The organism is Verrucomicrobium sp. BvORR034 (assembly GCF_000739635.1).
In the GTDB taxonomy this organism is placed as follows: domain Bacteria; phylum Verrucomicrobiota; class Verrucomicrobiia; order Verrucomicrobiales; family Verrucomicrobiaceae; genus Verrucomicrobium.
On sequence record NZ_BATQ01000041.1, the window covers coordinates 42521 to 57286 of the forward strand.

General features: G+C 58.3%; 13 protein-coding genes. 2 read left to right on the top strand and 11 right to left on the bottom strand.

Features of this window, described 5'->3' with window-relative positions:
* Positions 1–213: 213 nt before the first annotated feature.
* The 11 genes from BV034_RS06415 to BV034_RS06480 all read right to left on the bottom strand — a co-directional run bounded on the left by BV034_RS06415 (position 214) and on the right by BV034_RS06480 (position 8927).
* Positions 214–465 (bottom strand): hypothetical protein, encoded by a 252-nt coding sequence (locus BV034_RS06415; protein ID WP_050025290.1) that lies wholly within the window; start codon positions 463–465, stop codon positions 214–216.
* Between the two features lie 208 nt (positions 466–673).
* Positions 674–865 (bottom strand): hypothetical protein, encoded by a 192-nt coding sequence (locus BV034_RS06420; RefSeq protein ID WP_050025292.1) that lies wholly within the window; start codon positions 863–865, stop codon positions 674–676.
* A gap of 484 nt (positions 866–1349) precedes the next feature.
* Positions 1350–1778, bottom strand: a complete 429-nt coding sequence (locus BV034_RS06425) for a DUF6547 family protein (RefSeq protein ID WP_063768694.1) — start codon at positions 1776–1778, stop codon at positions 1350–1352.
* Positions 1779–1904: 126 nt separating this feature from the next.
* Entirely contained in the window at positions 1905–2333 is a 429-nt protein-coding gene (locus BV034_RS06430) for a DUF4259 domain-containing protein (RefSeq protein WP_050025294.1), read from the bottom strand.
* 469 nt (positions 2334–2802) lie between these two features.
* Positions 2803–3171, bottom strand: a complete 369-nt coding sequence (locus BV034_RS06440) for an SMI1/KNR4 family protein (RefSeq protein WP_050025298.1) — start codon at positions 3169–3171, stop codon at positions 2803–2805.
* Positions 3168–3767, bottom strand: coding sequence for a hypothetical protein (locus BV034_RS06445; RefSeq protein ID WP_050025300.1), 600 nt, complete (start codon positions 3765–3767; stop codon positions 3168–3170). Before BV034_RS06445 ends, BV034_RS06440 begins: the two co-directional genes overlap by 4 nt.
* 365 nt (positions 3768–4132) lie before the next feature.
* Complete coding sequence (locus BV034_RS35785) at positions 4133–4330, bottom strand: hypothetical protein (protein WP_265592705.1); 198 nt, start codon at positions 4328–4330, stop codon at positions 4133–4135.
* An 808-nt stretch (positions 4331–5138) separates the two neighbouring features.
* On the bottom strand, positions 5139–5768 hold the full coding sequence (locus BV034_RS34535) for a DUF2314 domain-containing protein (RefSeq protein WP_050025304.1): 630 nt from the start codon (positions 5766–5768) through the stop codon (positions 5139–5141).
* A 15-nt stretch (positions 5769–5783) separates the two neighbouring features.
* On the bottom strand, positions 5784–6158 hold the full coding sequence (locus BV034_RS06460; protein WP_050025306.1) for a hypothetical protein: 375 nt from the start codon (positions 6156–6158) through the stop codon (positions 5784–5786).
* Between the two features lie 1540 nt (positions 6159–7698).
* Positions 7699–8244, bottom strand: a complete 546-nt coding sequence (locus BV034_RS06475) for a hypothetical protein (protein WP_265592706.1) — start codon at positions 8242–8244, stop codon at positions 7699–7701.
* Positions 8241–8927: a hypothetical protein gene (locus BV034_RS06480; RefSeq protein WP_265592707.1), complete on the bottom strand. Its 687-nt coding sequence runs from the start codon at positions 8925–8927 to the stop codon at positions 8241–8243. The genes BV034_RS06475 and BV034_RS06480 overlap by 4 nt, the downstream gene beginning before the upstream one ends.
* A gap of 520 nt (positions 8928–9447) precedes the next feature.
* On the opposite strand from BV034_RS06480, the gene BV034_RS06485 reads away from it, so the two are divergent.
* Together BV034_RS06485 and fusA are read left to right on the top strand one after the other, a co-directional pair.
* Complete coding sequence (locus BV034_RS06485) at positions 9448–10746, top strand: S24 family peptidase (RefSeq protein WP_050025313.1); 1299 nt, start codon at positions 9448–9450, stop codon at positions 10744–10746.
* A gap of 1116 nt (positions 10747–11862) precedes the next feature.
* The gene (gene fusA / locus BV034_RS06495; protein WP_050025316.1) at positions 11863–13980 is read left to right on the top strand and encodes an elongation factor G; all 2118 of its coding nucleotides are present in this window, start codon (positions 11863–11865) and stop codon (positions 13978–13980) included.
* The last annotated feature ends 786 nt before the right edge of the window (positions 13981–14766 follow it).

Consider the following 14766-nt stretch of genomic DNA (forward strand, 5'->3'; position numbering starts at 1 on the left):
GTCGTCTGTTGCTTTCTGACGATCGTTGTTCCAGCATTTGCCCATGGCGAGTGAAGTCCGCACTGGGCGACAGGCGGCAACTAGTTGGCCTGACGTCAAAGATCAGGCGCCGGCGCAACACGATTTCGCCCTCCCCTTTTTGTTCGGGCTTGTTAGGAGGTCGGGTGCTTGTTTGTGGATCATCTTTGTACGCTGCTTGGCGGGGCATTTAGCTCACGGAGCGTCTGCGTCCCATGCTTTGGCACTTTGAACATCGACGATATTCTCAGGTTCATCTTCAATCTCTTCGTCGAGGGGGCATTCGTCGATGCCGTATCCATACTTGTAACCTGTCTCGGTCGACACCCTCCTCGCGGCTATCTTGGCTTGTTTCAACGTCGAAAACACGCCAATGACATAGGAGTGATTCTGGCGACTGGAAAGCCGATAGGCAGTAGCGACGTAGAATTTGGCTTGGCCTGACATAGTAATTCGCCGCCAACGGGCGCTTCAAGCTGATGTGCAGATTTCCAATGACAATCTCATGCGGAGCGAGTCGCTCCAGCGCAGATATCACGAATGGGGTGGTGCGAGTACAGTGATGGACGCGCGCTCGGACATTGTCCGACCTTCGCCACCATCACTCAGAGACGGCCTCACCTCAAGGGTGTCAACTTTGAGTCACCCTCCGGCCTCAGCCCGCAGCCCTCACACTCTTGCGGTACCCCGCCCAGGCGGTGCCATAAGCGACGCCGCCGGAAACCACGGCCGCGAAGATGATGGCCACGACCAGATCGGGCCGGGACATGCCTGCCAGATGGCAACCCAGGCCGGTCAAGGTCGTGCTGATGACGAACGGGAAAGTCGGGGCGACGAGGTGTTTCATGGGCGTGTAGGGGCAATTGGCCTGACGATCCCTATGATCGACCACCGCTTAGGGAGTGGCAAGTGTGAAATTTTCGTGCAGATCACTATGGGGGGCGGGTGCCGTTAGCGGTGGCGCTCGGTCAGGCACGCGCAGTTCATTGGTCTTGAAGTCAGTGGATAACCCACGAGGCAATCCAGCCTGCGATGGCGCGCAGTCCGTGAACCAAGGAATCAATGGAGGGCATCGTTGACATGGTCAGGCGGCTGGTTGCTCATGCAATCTCTCGGTCTTAGTCTCGGACGCCAACTGCTCATAGAACCAATACGGCTCAAACTGGCGCGGCGCATTCGTCTCCACGACGTAAACAAACTCGTAGCGGTGACGATGCCACTCCGTCCTAACCACGCGACGCAACCTGTCCGGCTTGCCGCGCAACCTGACGAGTGCTCCGCAAGAGAGACTCGGGTGCTCTCCCGGAGTGGGCTCCCGCGGTTTTCGTGACTCAATCTTTGGGAACTGCATCCACCATTTGTTCATGACGTGTGGAGTTCCCATCGAGATGGGTGGTTTGAGGTTGTTCGTCCGGCCAGTCTGCTCCTAGGCAGCGCGCGGTCCAGTCCCAGTATAGCTGCGTGTCGAATGGCTCAACGGGCAACTCAATTCCGTTCTGAACAAGGCGAAGACCGTCGATGCAGATTTGGTCATGCAGGTGAACAAGCGCGTCGTGAATACCTCCGTCCCGAGCCTGCGCCGCAATGTCAGCGACGACTTCGCGTTGCTCGGGCGTTAGCTGCGCCAATAGTTCGTTGAACTTTTGGTTTTCGGGGAGCTCGGGCCAGCCTCGATCTCGAATCCACATGCCAAGAACATCTGTTCGAATCGAAACTAGCCCGTCCAGAAGCTTCTTATAGAGTTGCAGGGGTGTGCTCATTGGCTTTGAGAGTGGCGTTCGTTCACGTGTGGCGCGAGGAAATGCCAATGAAAGGTCGATCTGTGCTTGGGGGTAAAGCTAAAAGCATTGTCCGCCGTCGCCCTTTCGCTGTTGTTCGCTCTACACTCAGGATTCATTCGGGTCGACTTTGGACATTTTGTCCGTGATGAGTCCGATTCTGTGGGCGAAGCTTCCTTGGCAGGCAGATTCTGCAATCTGTATGAGTCGCTCAAAAGTATTCTCCATCACGGATCTACGGCCCTCCGGGGGCTCATTTCCCGCGCTGCGGTGGTAGGCAGCCCAGCGCTCCGTGAAAGGGCCAAACAAGGGGCGAATCTCATCGGGCTCAGGGGAGGAATTGACCAAGCCGCGTTCATGCATGGCTGAGAGAACCTCGCAGAGGACAAAAAGTTCGTCATGGGCGTACTCGTCATACTCGTGACCGTTCTCGCTCTGCAACGTGTCTGTGATGCGACGAAAGTAATCGTCGGAAAGATCCGCGAGCATGTCCTGTGCGGTGTCATTCTCGGTGTTTCCGTGTCCCCAAGCTCCCATGGTGTTTGTTGGTTTGGATTGTAGTCAGCGGCCGCGTGCCGCGTTCGTTGTAGACTTCTGGTTAGCTCCAGTCATCAAGTCCTGTCGTGTTATACAAGCTCGTCCATCCGGACTCCACAACTTCAATATGGTCTTCCAAGCGTCTGATCTCGCCGCACATCCGGAAGCCATGAAAACCGGTCGGTTCGTGTTTCGGGATGAGTGCTTGAACGCGGAAAACATCCCTCGCAGGGGCAAACGTGTGACGCACGATCAACCTGACCATCCAATAGCCATCTGTGGCTCCAAATGTCTCCACGTCTTGGCCCCGAACTCGGATGACCCCACGAAATGACTGCGGACGTCCGGTCTCTTTGGCGCTCGCAGCAACCCGTGGCAGCACGGCCTTCAAGATAATCTCGTCTCTCACGCTGTGCGGCGGAACGTGCTCGTCACTGGCTGGCATGGGCGAAAGGGGGGACGCTCATGGTCAGGCGGCTTCTGGTTGCGTCTCATCGAGGAATGCTGAAAACGATGAGAACTGCTCCCGAAACACGTAGCCCTCCATGTAATGGATCTGTCCAAGTTTGCCGTCAGAAACATCCGTGTAAAGGTAACCGCCCAACAGATTCTCACCGATATGCATCAGCGACTTTTCCGGAATGCCAATCCGCTTCTGATCGTCATTCTGCAAAATGTCATCAGCGGTCAGAAGGGAATCGACGACACCTGAGCGGGGCGGGAGGAAAAGCCGGGCGTGATCGAGGAAGCTATCGGTATGAACCGCCAGAAAACTCCGATAGTCCTCTGGCAGACGAATGCCCAGTCGCTTTTCAAGTTCCAGAACAGAGTTACTCATGAGTTGGCAGTGGCGCAGGGGCAGGTGTGTTTCGTACTGGGAGATGCATGAAAAACTTGAATCGTCTCGAATGCCAGTCCCTCAAGGAGGATCGCCGCAATGGGTAGCAAGCGTTCCCATCCATCTACAATTTCTATGTTGCCAGAATCCGAGACCTCGACCAAGGGCCGTTCGTCGTTGCGGATAACGTCCCGAAGCCCTTTCTTCTTCCAATTTCGGTAGTGCCGAATCTGCCGATCATCTCGTTGGGACGTAAAATATCCGCGATCAAGACAGATTCTCGCAAGCGTCCCGAGTCGTTGGGTGAATGGGGACGGCACCAGCTCGCGCTCTTGCATCCACTTGTCGTTGGGCATGTATTCATGGACGAGAAGGTTCTCGATCTCTTCCCGGCTCGTGAATGCCGCGATACACACGTGCGAGTTCCTGGGGCGTGGTAGCTTGTAGGAGTGCTTCACGCGAAGTGCTTCCACTGGGTCTGCGCCGCGCTCGATGTCTGCAAAGGTGTGAATGCCATCCTGGTTGCCTTTCTCGCTTTCCCGACGCCAGAACTGCCTTGCATACTCCTGTACTGTGGAATGATCCAAGATGGTCATGGGTTCATTCTTTGTGGTCAATCGACGCGTAGATGGTTGAGAGTTTGGCGCATGAGCCTCTTTTGTCACGGGTTTTTGCCGACGGTTCACCGCTAGGGCATTGGCATTTCATCCTTCTGGAAAGGGGAACTCCTGCCTTTGCTGGCAGTACTCCTGTCTGACGTCATCGCGCAGGGGATTGCTGGCGACTGCTAGCGCATGTGCTGCCTCCCGGCAACCCAGTCCTGACCGCGTTTTTATAAACGCAGTTCAACCTCCCGTCGCCAAACATCCGCAGGCTGAAGCCTGGACTGCGTACAACTCCCGGCCCAACACCTTGACGCACTGCCCACCGACGCACTGAAGCACTGGCCCGAAGTGGCCGCTCACCTGTTTGTGTCATTGGAGCCAAGCAACTCAAACCGCAGCTTCAAGTTGTCTTCCACTCGCTGGAGACGCTCCTCTGTCGTCTTGAACCGGTGCTCCAGCGTCTGGACCCGGCCAGTCGTGTAGATGCTGTAGCACAGCAGCGCCACGGCCACCATGGTTATGCCGGGAAGAACAAGTGTGCGCAAGGTTTTCATTTTGGGTGGTTGGACGTTCTTGTTATGGCGTTGGCTCGGAGGCAGTCGCCAGCAGGATGACGATGGGGAGACATTGCTCACGACGTGCGAGAGCGCCGAGCGAGCATTATTCCAACATTTTTCAAGCTCGTCTCCCGTCTGGCCGATCGGAACGAGGGGGCACTACGGCGAGCTTGAAATCGACCCCCGCGGTTGACAGTGTCGCCAGGAAATCGGGACCGCGTTTTGCAAACGCAGCTACGCATGCTCCTCCTGCGCTAGGCAGGTACAGGCGGCAGAAAGGGGCTGCCCCAAAAACACAAGCCGGGCTAGTTCAACCAAGGTTGCTGTTGCTGGCTCGCAATCTCGCAGGACGGCACCTTCTATTGATTGGCTGAGCCGTCATTTGAGTTCGTCGAATGCCACGTTTTGACAAGGAATTCCACGAATGCCGAAAGCGAGATCGTTCGGTCGTCATGCACTTTCAGTATGGCAAAGGCCTCTTCCGTGACTCTCTCGTCGGCGTGCATCAATGCCTTTTCAGCGCGTCGATCATGCAGGGGAAGTAGCGGCGGAAACTGGGCACGTTCATCGTCGAGGTGCATAAAGGCCTCTCGACATCGTGCGCATTTCAAAAACAACGCCCAGTAGGTTGGAAATGTGCGGACGGTTTCCAGCGAATTGCCGCAATTGGGGCAGTGCATCGTTTGATAACGTTTGAGGATTTTCGCCGACTGCCGGGAGTGCGCGCTCGATGTGAGATGGAGGATGGGTCAAGGGGGAGTCGATTGAATTCCGGGCCGGGCAGCCGTAGGTCTCCATGCGCTTGTCATCCCGTTGTTGGTCGTTCGATCGCGATGACGTGGTCGGGGTGAAAGCACAGCTCTGCCCCGCTTGAAACGGTCTTGTGAAACTGCGGGTCGTTGTCAAGAGTGCCCTTCCAGTGCCCATTGCAAGCCTCCTTCGCGATCACCCACATGCGTTCGCAATCGTAGTCCTTTGGTTCCTGCCCCTCGGGAATGAATGAGAACATCAGCTTAACCCAATCGCCTTCCTTGATTGCCAACCGTTCGTCCTCCGGCGGGATCAAAAATGTGTCTGGGAATAACCTTTCCCGCTCAGCGGCATTATCTAGATAGTATCCGTGCTCCGTGAATGTGGGATACGGGTGATTCAGCGAGCGCCTCCATGTGCCGCTTGAATTGGCGCGGAGGGCTCGCCATCCATACTCGAGGTCGTGCAACTCGCCAATGGATGGGTCGCGTCGATAGATCTCTTCGAGTGCCACAAGAGCGGGTTCTCCAGTGTCTGCGGCATGGAACTGCCAACCACCATCCTCGTAGTCGTGGTAAACCTCCAGAATCGGCGATCCGCCCAGCACTGCGTGCGTCGTGAAGCAGACAACGTTGCGCGGCTCGTCGAATGGCCAGTCGTTAAGCATCGGTTCGCTGCGGTGCATGGCTATGCCTTGCGGTCATTTGGGAATGGGGTCGATGAGGTGAGCGAAGTTCCGGTCGGCAACCATCCGGGCGAACTCCTCGGGTGTGAGAGCAACTCCTGCCTGCTGTGCTAGCTGCTGGTTGGTGGCCCACATTTGGCGAAGAGACTCGTCCAGAGAGTCGCCGAGATGCAATGTGCTTCGGAGCGTAGAACGCCAATCGCCATCGCCGCCGAAGACGCGCTGAGTAAGTGATGCCGCCAACTGCTCTTTGTCTGGAGCGAGGGTGCCGATGGCGCTCATAACGTAGTTCTCAAGCAGGATGAGCAATGGGCGACCGTAGTATCGGTCGGTCGTCGAGGAGGGGCCGACTGACTTGCTGCGTCTGGAAAAGAAATCGAAAAGACCCATGACTCAAGAACGGCGAGCGACATCTGACGGGTGACTTACATCAACAAATCCCCATCCATCTCGGCCGTCGGACGTTGCGCGGGCAGAGGTGCAATGCCAGTGATGCCCGGAGTGGATCCGGTTGAGAATCTTGCACATGAACTCGTTTTTTGAATTGGACTGACGACCCGGACTCATCGAACCGGCCTGCGGGCCATGATGACAAAACACGGCATCGTCCCGGGTTCTCCGCAGCGTTTGGTTGGCGCAACGGCGAGTTCAATGCTGAGCGCGTCCTTGCATTTGGAGGATGACCAGTGCGACGTAAAAGCCGACCACCGTACCGATGATCCGGCCCCACGACCACACCTGCTTGTCTTTGTAGCACCAAATAGCCGTGGCCACTGTTGCCACCAAGCATGACATGAGGGTGTAAGTTGCGCGATAAGCTATGTTCTGCGATCCACTGATGAAGATCATACCAAGGATGGCAGCATAGAGAACTCCACCGCCGGTGAACGCTTTGAGAAAGGGTCTTTCGGTTTTAGCAGCTTTGCCTGTCTCTCGTCCTGGCAGCGGTGGGGGGGAGCTTTGGGAATCTGCAGGTGGTAATTCCATAGATGTGAGATTAGTCGCCCAACGAACCCAAGCTCAACGATCCCGTCAAGCCGGGATTTGCTACAGTGCATGGTAGGGCAGCGTGTGTTGTAATCTGGTTGCTGAATACCTCAAACTGTGTCTCTCCGCTCTTGGCCTCAACACCCCAGGGACGCTCCGTGCTGATGATGCAACGTCCGTGGCCAAGCTCGTCAGTCCACTCGCGCACAATCTCACACGCGACAACGCCGAGCTGAGGATAACTGCTGGCCTCATCCAAAGATGCATTGGTGAAAATCGAGACCTTGTCGACAAGCAGCCACTCCCGCCCCGATGCATCTCTGAGCACGCTCTCAACCCAACCGGGCTGTGATGTGTCGGTGAATCGAACAATCTGGACGCTGATGGTATGCATGACACTGAGCCGCCTAACAGGTGCTTATTCCAACACATTCCCGGCCATTCCGGCAACCGGAAGTTGCGCAGGCAGGGGAGCTTGCCTGTGACCCTCGACGTGGATACGGTCGATAGGTTGGCACAAGGGTCCGTTTCGTCTCGATTTTTTTCACCTGTTGCCGGCATGAACACGGGGGTGAATAATGTCCGATTCGAGGATGTTATACCTATGGTTGACTTCCGTCTCCCGTCTGATTGGCCGGTCGGACCGAGTGAACGCAAGGAGGGAGGCTGCCCAATTGCACCGGCAACAGGCGATGCCCCGACTGAACCGGCGGGACGCCGGTAACACGCACCGGCTGGAAGCCGGTGTCACTGCCGAACAGTTCGGACCGCGCCTTTACAAGCGCAGCTATGAAGCACCAATTCGCTGCGGTGGGGCGGGAGCATTTCGCGAAAAGCCTCCGCAGGCTGAAGCCTGTACTCCGAACAGCTCCAGGTCCAACACCATGACACACTTCCTACTGACGCACTGACGCACTGGGCCGCAGGCTGTATCGAGAGCGTGTCAACGAATGTAGAAGGTGAAGCACTGCAAGGCAATGACCGCCACCGCAGTGGCAGTGCCAAAAATGGGTGAAATCAAAAACAGGGCGGTGAAGTCCATGCTCGCCCTCCTGGTCTTCAAGAACGCAGCCACATCCGCCACCAAATAGAGAAGCGTCATCAGGATCGCGAGGGTAATCGCCACTCGATGAAATGGCAGTCGCAGTATCACCCACGACAACAATACGATACTCTCAAGCAGGAAGCCACCCGCCACAAAAGTCATTGCTCGCGCTGACGTCGGCATGTACGCCTCCGCGAGCTTGACAAAGCGTTCGGTCTCAAGCGGACTCACCCAATCGTGACCGTCTCGCAAAGCGACATGCTGGGGAAAGCACCAAAGTCGAATGCGCATGTTGCGGCGCGGAACCCCGATGAGAAGTCCCGCGAGGTAGTGACCCAGTTCGTGGACTGTGACAATGGAGAAGTAGGCACCACTCCACACCGCGATCAACGTAGCCCACTCAATGATATCAGGCATAGGCGACGGAAGTTTTTTGCTGCTCACTCGTTTGCCCCATACCGTTTTACCTCCTCTGAAAGCTTTTTCGCCTCCTTCTTCTGAAGTGCCACCTGCACAACAGCTGTTCCCTCATAGCCGCTGTCACCTGCTTTTCCCGCGTGTGGCCCACTGATCTTCAGGTGCAAGGTGTGGTTCGCCTTCCAATCAATCGGATAGATCCAGGGATTGTCTTCTTCTCTGGCAATCTCGGGCATCGGGATCTGTTGAAAGCCTTTGCCGTCCCAAGCGAAAAGGTAAGTCCGGAACAACTTTGAATATCCGGCCGAAATCGCGAGAATACGCGAGTCCGGGCTCCATCGAAGGTGCTCAGGATAGAATTCAAGAAGGTCGGTTCCGTCGATATTTGGTGGGGAGGAGAAAAGGATCTTCCCGTCCTTGCCTCTGATCTCCAGTCGCCCCGTGTTCGTGTCGCCCAACTTGGCGACGATCACCTGGAATTCACCATCTGGAGATGCGGTGCGCACATTTTTTGGCCCTTCTCCTGCGAAGAGCGATCCTGTCAGAGCAAGGATGGTGAGCGTCGTTTTCATTGTTTGACCATACGGTAAGGGGTAGGCGTAGGGAACGTCAGCTGCCTTGATCCACTTGTTCGGGCGCTGCTTGATAGTCTGGTTGGGGGTTCCGATAATTGTCTTTGGGTGGGGATGAAGCCCGACAAGGCGCTTCATGGCAGACGACAGAATAAAAATACTGCTGAAAAAATCAATGTGCTCAAAATGGCTTGCTCAAATGCTCATTCAAAAGCTGCGAAGGAGAGGCTGACCATTTGCTCCGGCGATTGGCGACGCCCCAACTGAACCGGCTGGAAGCCGGTGTCACTGCCGAACAATCCGGACCGCGTTTTTACAAACGCAGCTACGAACTACCCCTCCGGGCCCGCCCAGAGCCCCCGCAGGCTGAAGCCTGTACTCCTTACAGCTCCGGCCCCCAACACCTTGACGCACTGCCCACTGCCCACTGACGTACTGGGCCGCAGGCACTGACGCACCGCGCCGACCGAGGGCGAGAACAGGTAGCAATGGTCGAAAAATAGCCGCTTTTGGTCTAAATATCACAAATTCTTGTCCAATATGCACAAGAAAAACTATCCATTTGGGTAGATGATTCGTTGTACGGTGCGGTGGGGCATGAGGCGAATCCTTATGTCTTGCCCGCCTCCACTGAGACTCATGCCCTGATGCTTTCGTCATGACTTCTGCGCCCCGCTCCCTCCGGCTGACCCCCCACCAACGCCAGACCATGGCCGCTCTGGCGGAGAAGCTGGACCCCGTGCCGCAGAGCGGTAGCACCGTCCTGACCGAGACAGAGGAGACCCTCTCCAAACGGGCCAAGGCCATCCTCATGATGGAATCCGGGCGGGATCGCGCCGAGATCTGCCGCGAGCTCAATCTGGGCCACACAGAGCTCACCCGCGTGCGGCACCGCTTTCTGCTTCTGGGGCTCTCCGGGCTGCACGATGTCAGCTCCCTGCCGCCGTATCGCCCGCTTGTGACAGGGACGATCAGCCGGACGGCTGCCCCTGTTTTGACGCCTCCCCGGTCCATCGCCGGGCTCAACGTGGGCACGCCGGGGCCACTTTCAGCATCGGTACCGGTCCCAGTAACCGTGCCCGCGTCCGCAACGTCATCTGCTCACGGCCCTGCCTCCCCCCGCGGCCCTCGTCCCATCCAAGCTCTTCCAGCCACCATCATGCCGCACCTCCGCTCCGATAAAATGAATGCCGCCAACGCGGCCGGGCGCTTCCAGGCCCTGCGGGCGTGTCTGGGCATCAGCCGTCCGCAGCTTGCCCAGTGGTTGGGGGTTACGCGACAGTACATCACCAAGATCGAAGGCGGCATGCCCCCCTCCAAGCCCGTGATGCTGTTGGTGGAGCGGCTCGAGCAAGAGGCCAGCCAGAACTCCGAGCTCAATGGCAAACCCCGCGACGTGGAGCCCGTCTCCCACGGCTTCGCCCTCGCCGGCGCTGCCCTGGAAAACCTCTCCCGCGCGCAAGTTGCCGCGCGTCAAAAATCCAGCGGTGCCCATGCCGCTCCGCCCTCGGCCCCGCCATCCCGCGCCAACGGCGTCCACCTGGAGGCGCCCGTCTTTGCGGCCCGCTCCGTGCCGCTGCTCGCCATGCATGAGGCCGCCGATCTGCCTTCCCCAGAAGAAGCCGCCCATCGCGGGCGTCAGCACCTCGCCTTTGTGGTGGAGGACGAGCAGGCCTTCGCCGTTCGCATCACCGGCGAGGCCATGGCCCCGCATTATCCCGAGGGCAGCATTGCCATCGTCTGCCCCGGCCTCGCCAGTCGCAACGGGGATCTCGTCCTCGCCCGGCTTAAAGACGAGCGCGGCGGCGGCACCATGCTCCGCCTCGTCCACTTCATCCAGGATGGCGAAAGCCTCGTGCTCACCAGCACCCATGCGGCGTATCCTCCGCTCACCGTGCAGAAGGAGGATCTGCTCTGGCTGGCACCGGTGACGGTGAGTTTGCGGCATTTGAGATAAGGGGAGCGGTTCGGTAAGGGGTAAGTGGTTAGAGGTAAGTGGTGGACTTAGCCGGCTTGTCTGGTGTTGGTTGAGGATCTAGGAAATGTGTTTGCGCTGGGTTCCTGCGACTGATTCCGTCCCGCATGCGGGACGGAATCAGTCGCAGGAGTTGAAGATCCGCTCCAATCCCATCCGCGCTCTCCCCACCCTTCGCGCCCTCCGTAGCAGCTGCTTGTAGTTCAAACTTTTGCTCAGTTGATCTGCCGTGACGCGAACTGAGCAAGAGTTTGAACTACAAGCAAAGACTTGCAGCCTTGGGCATCTCTTCATTGAAACCCACTGCCCGGTATCTTGGCAACTGATGCCGATTGCCAATCTGCGCTACCTCTTCTCCCCGACTGGCCCAATCAAGTTCCTCATCTCAGCTTCGCAGCAGGGTTGGAGTACCGCTTTTAAGCGGAATCACGCTCCACACGTCCCATGACGTCCATCCCCACCCGCTTGGGTACGTGCCACCGAGAGCAAAGCCAAGCTCCCCACACCTCCTGATTCCATCGCAGGCTACTTTTACGCGGACTTCACCAGCCGCCACGTCCATGGCGACATCCGTCACCTTCCAAGGCTGGCTCAAGCCCAGCAACCGCTCATAAAACTCTGTGTCCTGCATGAGGTGCAATCTACTCAGCTCAACGAAAAATCCCACGCTCGATTACGAAGAGCCGACTTTTCACGGCCCATTCACCCCATCCCTGACCTCAGGTCTGGCGTCTTGATCCCCCCTTACGCACCCCACCCAACCCTGGATTCCTTCTATTAGCGTTCCATCAGTGTTCATAAGTGGTTTCTCCCCGCTGCTTGACAACTTATCCATTCATGTTATCCATTCCCATCCACGTATGAAACCCCGTGTCCTGAAAATAATTCAGTCAGCCCTGCTTCGGCAAGGGCTCGGGATGACGTGGTCATTCTCCTGAGAGAGAATTCGGACACTGTCAGATTAGGTTGCTTACCCCCGGGAGCCCTGCCGCAAGACGCGTCAGGGCCTTTTTATTTCCCCACCTAAACCGTGCTTTCGGGATCCTGTAGGATCCTGCCGGGGGAGCAGCGCCAACTGTCAGTGAACTCTCTTCAGTTATGAGTGCCCGATTCAAAGATCAACTCAGTGCCCAAAACACGAGCCCGAACGCAACTCAGGCGATGGAAAACCTGCGCAACATCGGCATTGCCGCCCACATCGATGCCGGCAAGACCACGCTGACCGAGCGCATCCTCCTTCACTCCGGAGCGATTCACTCGGCTGGCGAGGTGCATGATGGCAACACGACGACCGACTTCTCCGACATCGAACGCGACAAGGGAATCACCATTTCCTCTGCGGCGGTGCCCGTTCACTGGACGCCGCAGGCAGAGGGGGGCGTGAACCCGCTTCATGCGGGTGAGCGTCTTCGTCTCAACGTCATCGACACCCCGGGCCATGTGGACTTCACCGCGGAGGTGGAGCGCTCCCTGCGTGTGCTGGACGGCATGATCGCCGTCTTCTGCAGCGTGGGTGGCGTGCAGCCCCAGAGTGAAACCGTGTGGCGACAGGCCGACCGCTACGGCGTGCCCCGTCTCGCGTTCATCAACAAGATGGACCGTGCCGGAGCCAGCTTCGAGCGCGTGGTGCAGGAGCTTCGTGAGAAGCTCGGTGCCAACGCCTGGCCCATCGTGCTGCCCGACGGCAGCGAGTCCGCACTTCGAGGCCAGCTCGACGTGATCCATGAACGTGCCCTCGTGACGCAACCGGGATCGCCTCCCACTCAAACGGTGGAAGCGCTCACGGAAGCTCAGCAGGCGCTCGTTCAGATCGCCCGGGCGAATCTCGTCGAGGCCCTTGCGAGCCTGGATGATGAGGTGGCTGCCCTGTGGCTGGAAGGCCATGCGGTACCCGCTCTCGTCCTGCAGCAGGCCGTGCGTCGTCAGACCCTGGCCGGGCGCTTCCTGCCCGTTCTGGGCGGCAGTGCCTACCGTCATGTGGGGGTCACTTCCTTGCTGAACGCCGTGGTGGACTATCTGCCCTCTCCGGCGGACATGGCCGTGTTGCGTCCGGTGCCTGCAGAGGTGCCGGTGGCGGCGTTGGCGTTCAAGGTCGTGCGTCATCCCCAGGCAGGTCGCCTCGTTTACGTTCGCGTTTACAACGGCAGCCTGCACAAGGGCATGGAGCTCTACAATCCTCGTACCCGCAAAACAGAGCGTCTCGGCCGGTTGCTGCGTTTGTTCGCTGACCGTCGTGACGAACTGGATGCCGTGGGTGCGGGCGACATCTGTGCGGTGGTGGGCCTGCAGAGCGTGGGCACAGGGGACACCCTGTGTCTGCCCGGTGCCGGTCGCGAGATCCTTCTCGAGCCCCCGCAGTTTCCTGAACCGGTGGTCAGCATGGCCATCGAGGCCGCTCATTCCAACGATCAAACCCGGCTGGCGACGGCGCTGGCCCGACTTAGCGATGAAGATCCTACCTTCCAGGTTCGCACTCATGAAGAAACCGGCCAATGTCTCATTGCCGGCATGGGTGAGCTGCACCTTGAGATCATCCGGGAGAAACTGTCCCGTGAGCACGGCGTGGAAACCCGCGCCGGCGCTCCCGAGATTGCGTGTCGCGAGACAATCCGGCAGACGGCCGTGGCCGACCATGAGCTCAAAAAGCAAAATGGTGGCTCCGGCATGTATGCCCGCGTCAAACTGGCTGTCCAGCCCGTGGAGCGCGGCGTTGGGTTGTCGGTGGAAGACGCCGTCTCGGGCGGCACCATCCCGACCAAGTTCCTCACGGCTGTCCATCGGGGAATCGCCGAGGCCGCCCGCAATGGCGTCCTCAACGGCAGCCCTGTGGTGGACGTGCAGGTGCGGATCCTGGACGGCGCTGCGCATGTGAAAGACTCCAACGAGCAGGCCTTCCGGCTTGCCGCGGCGGAAGCCTTCCGTGCAGCCCTGCGGGAAGCCAGCCCGGTACTCCTCGAACCCGTCATGCGGGTCCAGGTCACCGTGCCGGAAGCCCACCAGGGCGACATCCTGGGTGATTTGAACCGCCGCCGCGCCCGCATCACGGGCATGGAAGGTGGCACCGATGCCCAGGCTCTGGCCGTCGTTACTGCCGAAGTTCCCTTGGCAGAGATGTTCGGCTACGCCGGTGCCATCCGCAGCCTTTCCAAAGGCCGCGCTTCGTACTCCATGACCCCGTCAGGATACGAACCCGCCCCGGAAGGTGCAGTGAGGTGAGTAAATAGGAAATACGAGGAACCGCTGACTGGCGCTCACGAACTCTCATGGTGAAAGCCTGAGGGTTCGAGGTGTTGGTCAGCGGTTCTTTTTCTTCGTAGCGCAGATTGTTAATCTGCTTTGCCGCCGATTGGCAATCGGCACCGGTCGCTAACGCGAAAGACGTTTGTTCTCACACGAAGGCACAAAGGCACGAAGGTTTGAGATCCCGGATGTTCCTAAAGGAGGCGGGAGCGCAGCCTCGCTCAATGATCGTAGCACCACTGACTTTTCGGATTCTATCTCATGCGCATCTCGGCTGTGTCTGTGTCCCGGAGGGACGATGGACATTAGCCGGTGGTGCCAACCACCGGGTAGGGTGTATGAAGTGAATTTGCGTCCCGCAGGGGACGCCGGAATTCCCGCTGACCGACTGCTTCCACACAATCATTCCGCGCTCCTCTCCAGCGTCCCTCCGGGACGCGACACCTATGCGGGGATGCAATCCGGTGGTTGGCACCACCCGCTAATATCCGCCGTCCCTCCGGGACGAATGCTTTGACCATCCTGCCGCATCAACCAAACACCCAAGCAGCTCATGCTGGGCAGAGGTGACACCGGCGTCTTGCCGGTGAGCTTCCCCAATGCCTCCCTGACCACCTTGAGGTCATAAAGGAGGCGAGGGCTCCCAGTCTCGCTCAGTCTCCCCACCGAGCAGGTGCAAAATACCCAGATCCAACTTACGCTCCTTCCGCCCGCCAATCGGACTCCACGCCGAAGGCATCCCAGAAGGTAGACGCCATGATG

Coding starts and splice junctions, on each gene's coding strand:
- BV034_RS06485 (WP_050025313.1), top strand. CDS start 9,448: ATGACTTCTGCGCCCCGCTCCCTCCGGCTGACCCCCCACCAACGCCAG.
- BV034_RS34535 (WP_050025304.1), bottom strand. CDS start 5,768: ATGCACCGCAGCGAACCGATGCTTAACGACTGGCCATTCGACGAGCCG.
- BV034_RS06430 (WP_050025294.1), bottom strand. CDS start 2,333: ATGGGAGCTTGGGGACACGGAAACACCGAGAATGACACCGCACAGGAC.
- BV034_RS06445 (WP_050025300.1), bottom strand. CDS start 3,767: ATGACCATCTTGGATCATTCCACAGTACAGGAGTATGCAAGGCAGTTC.
- BV034_RS06420 (WP_050025292.1), bottom strand. CDS start 865: ATGAAACACCTCGTCGCCCCGACTTTCCCGTTCGTCATCAGCACGACC.
- BV034_RS06480 (WP_265592707.1), bottom strand. CDS start 8,927: ATGAAGCGCCTTGTCGGGCTTCATCCCCACCCAAAGACAATTATCGGA.
- BV034_RS06425 (WP_063768694.1), bottom strand. CDS start 1,778: ATGAGCACACCCCTGCAACTCTATAAGAAGCTTCTGGACGGGCTAGTT.
- BV034_RS35785 (WP_265592705.1), bottom strand. CDS start 4,330: ATGAAAACCTTGCGCACACTTGTTCTTCCCGGCATAACCATGGTGGCC.
- BV034_RS06415 (WP_050025290.1), bottom strand. CDS start 465: ATGTCAGGCCAAGCCAAATTCTACGTCGCTACTGCCTATCGGCTTTCC.
- BV034_RS06460 (WP_050025306.1), bottom strand. CDS start 6,158: ATGGGTCTTTTCGATTTCTTTTCCAGACGCAGCAAGTCAGTCGGCCCC.
- BV034_RS06440 (WP_050025298.1), bottom strand. CDS start 3,171: ATGAGTAACTCTGTTCTGGAACTTGAAAAGCGACTGGGCATTCGTCTG.
- fusA (WP_050025316.1), top strand. CDS start 11,863: ATGAGTGCCCGATTCAAAGATCAACTCAGTGCCCAAAACACGAGCCCG.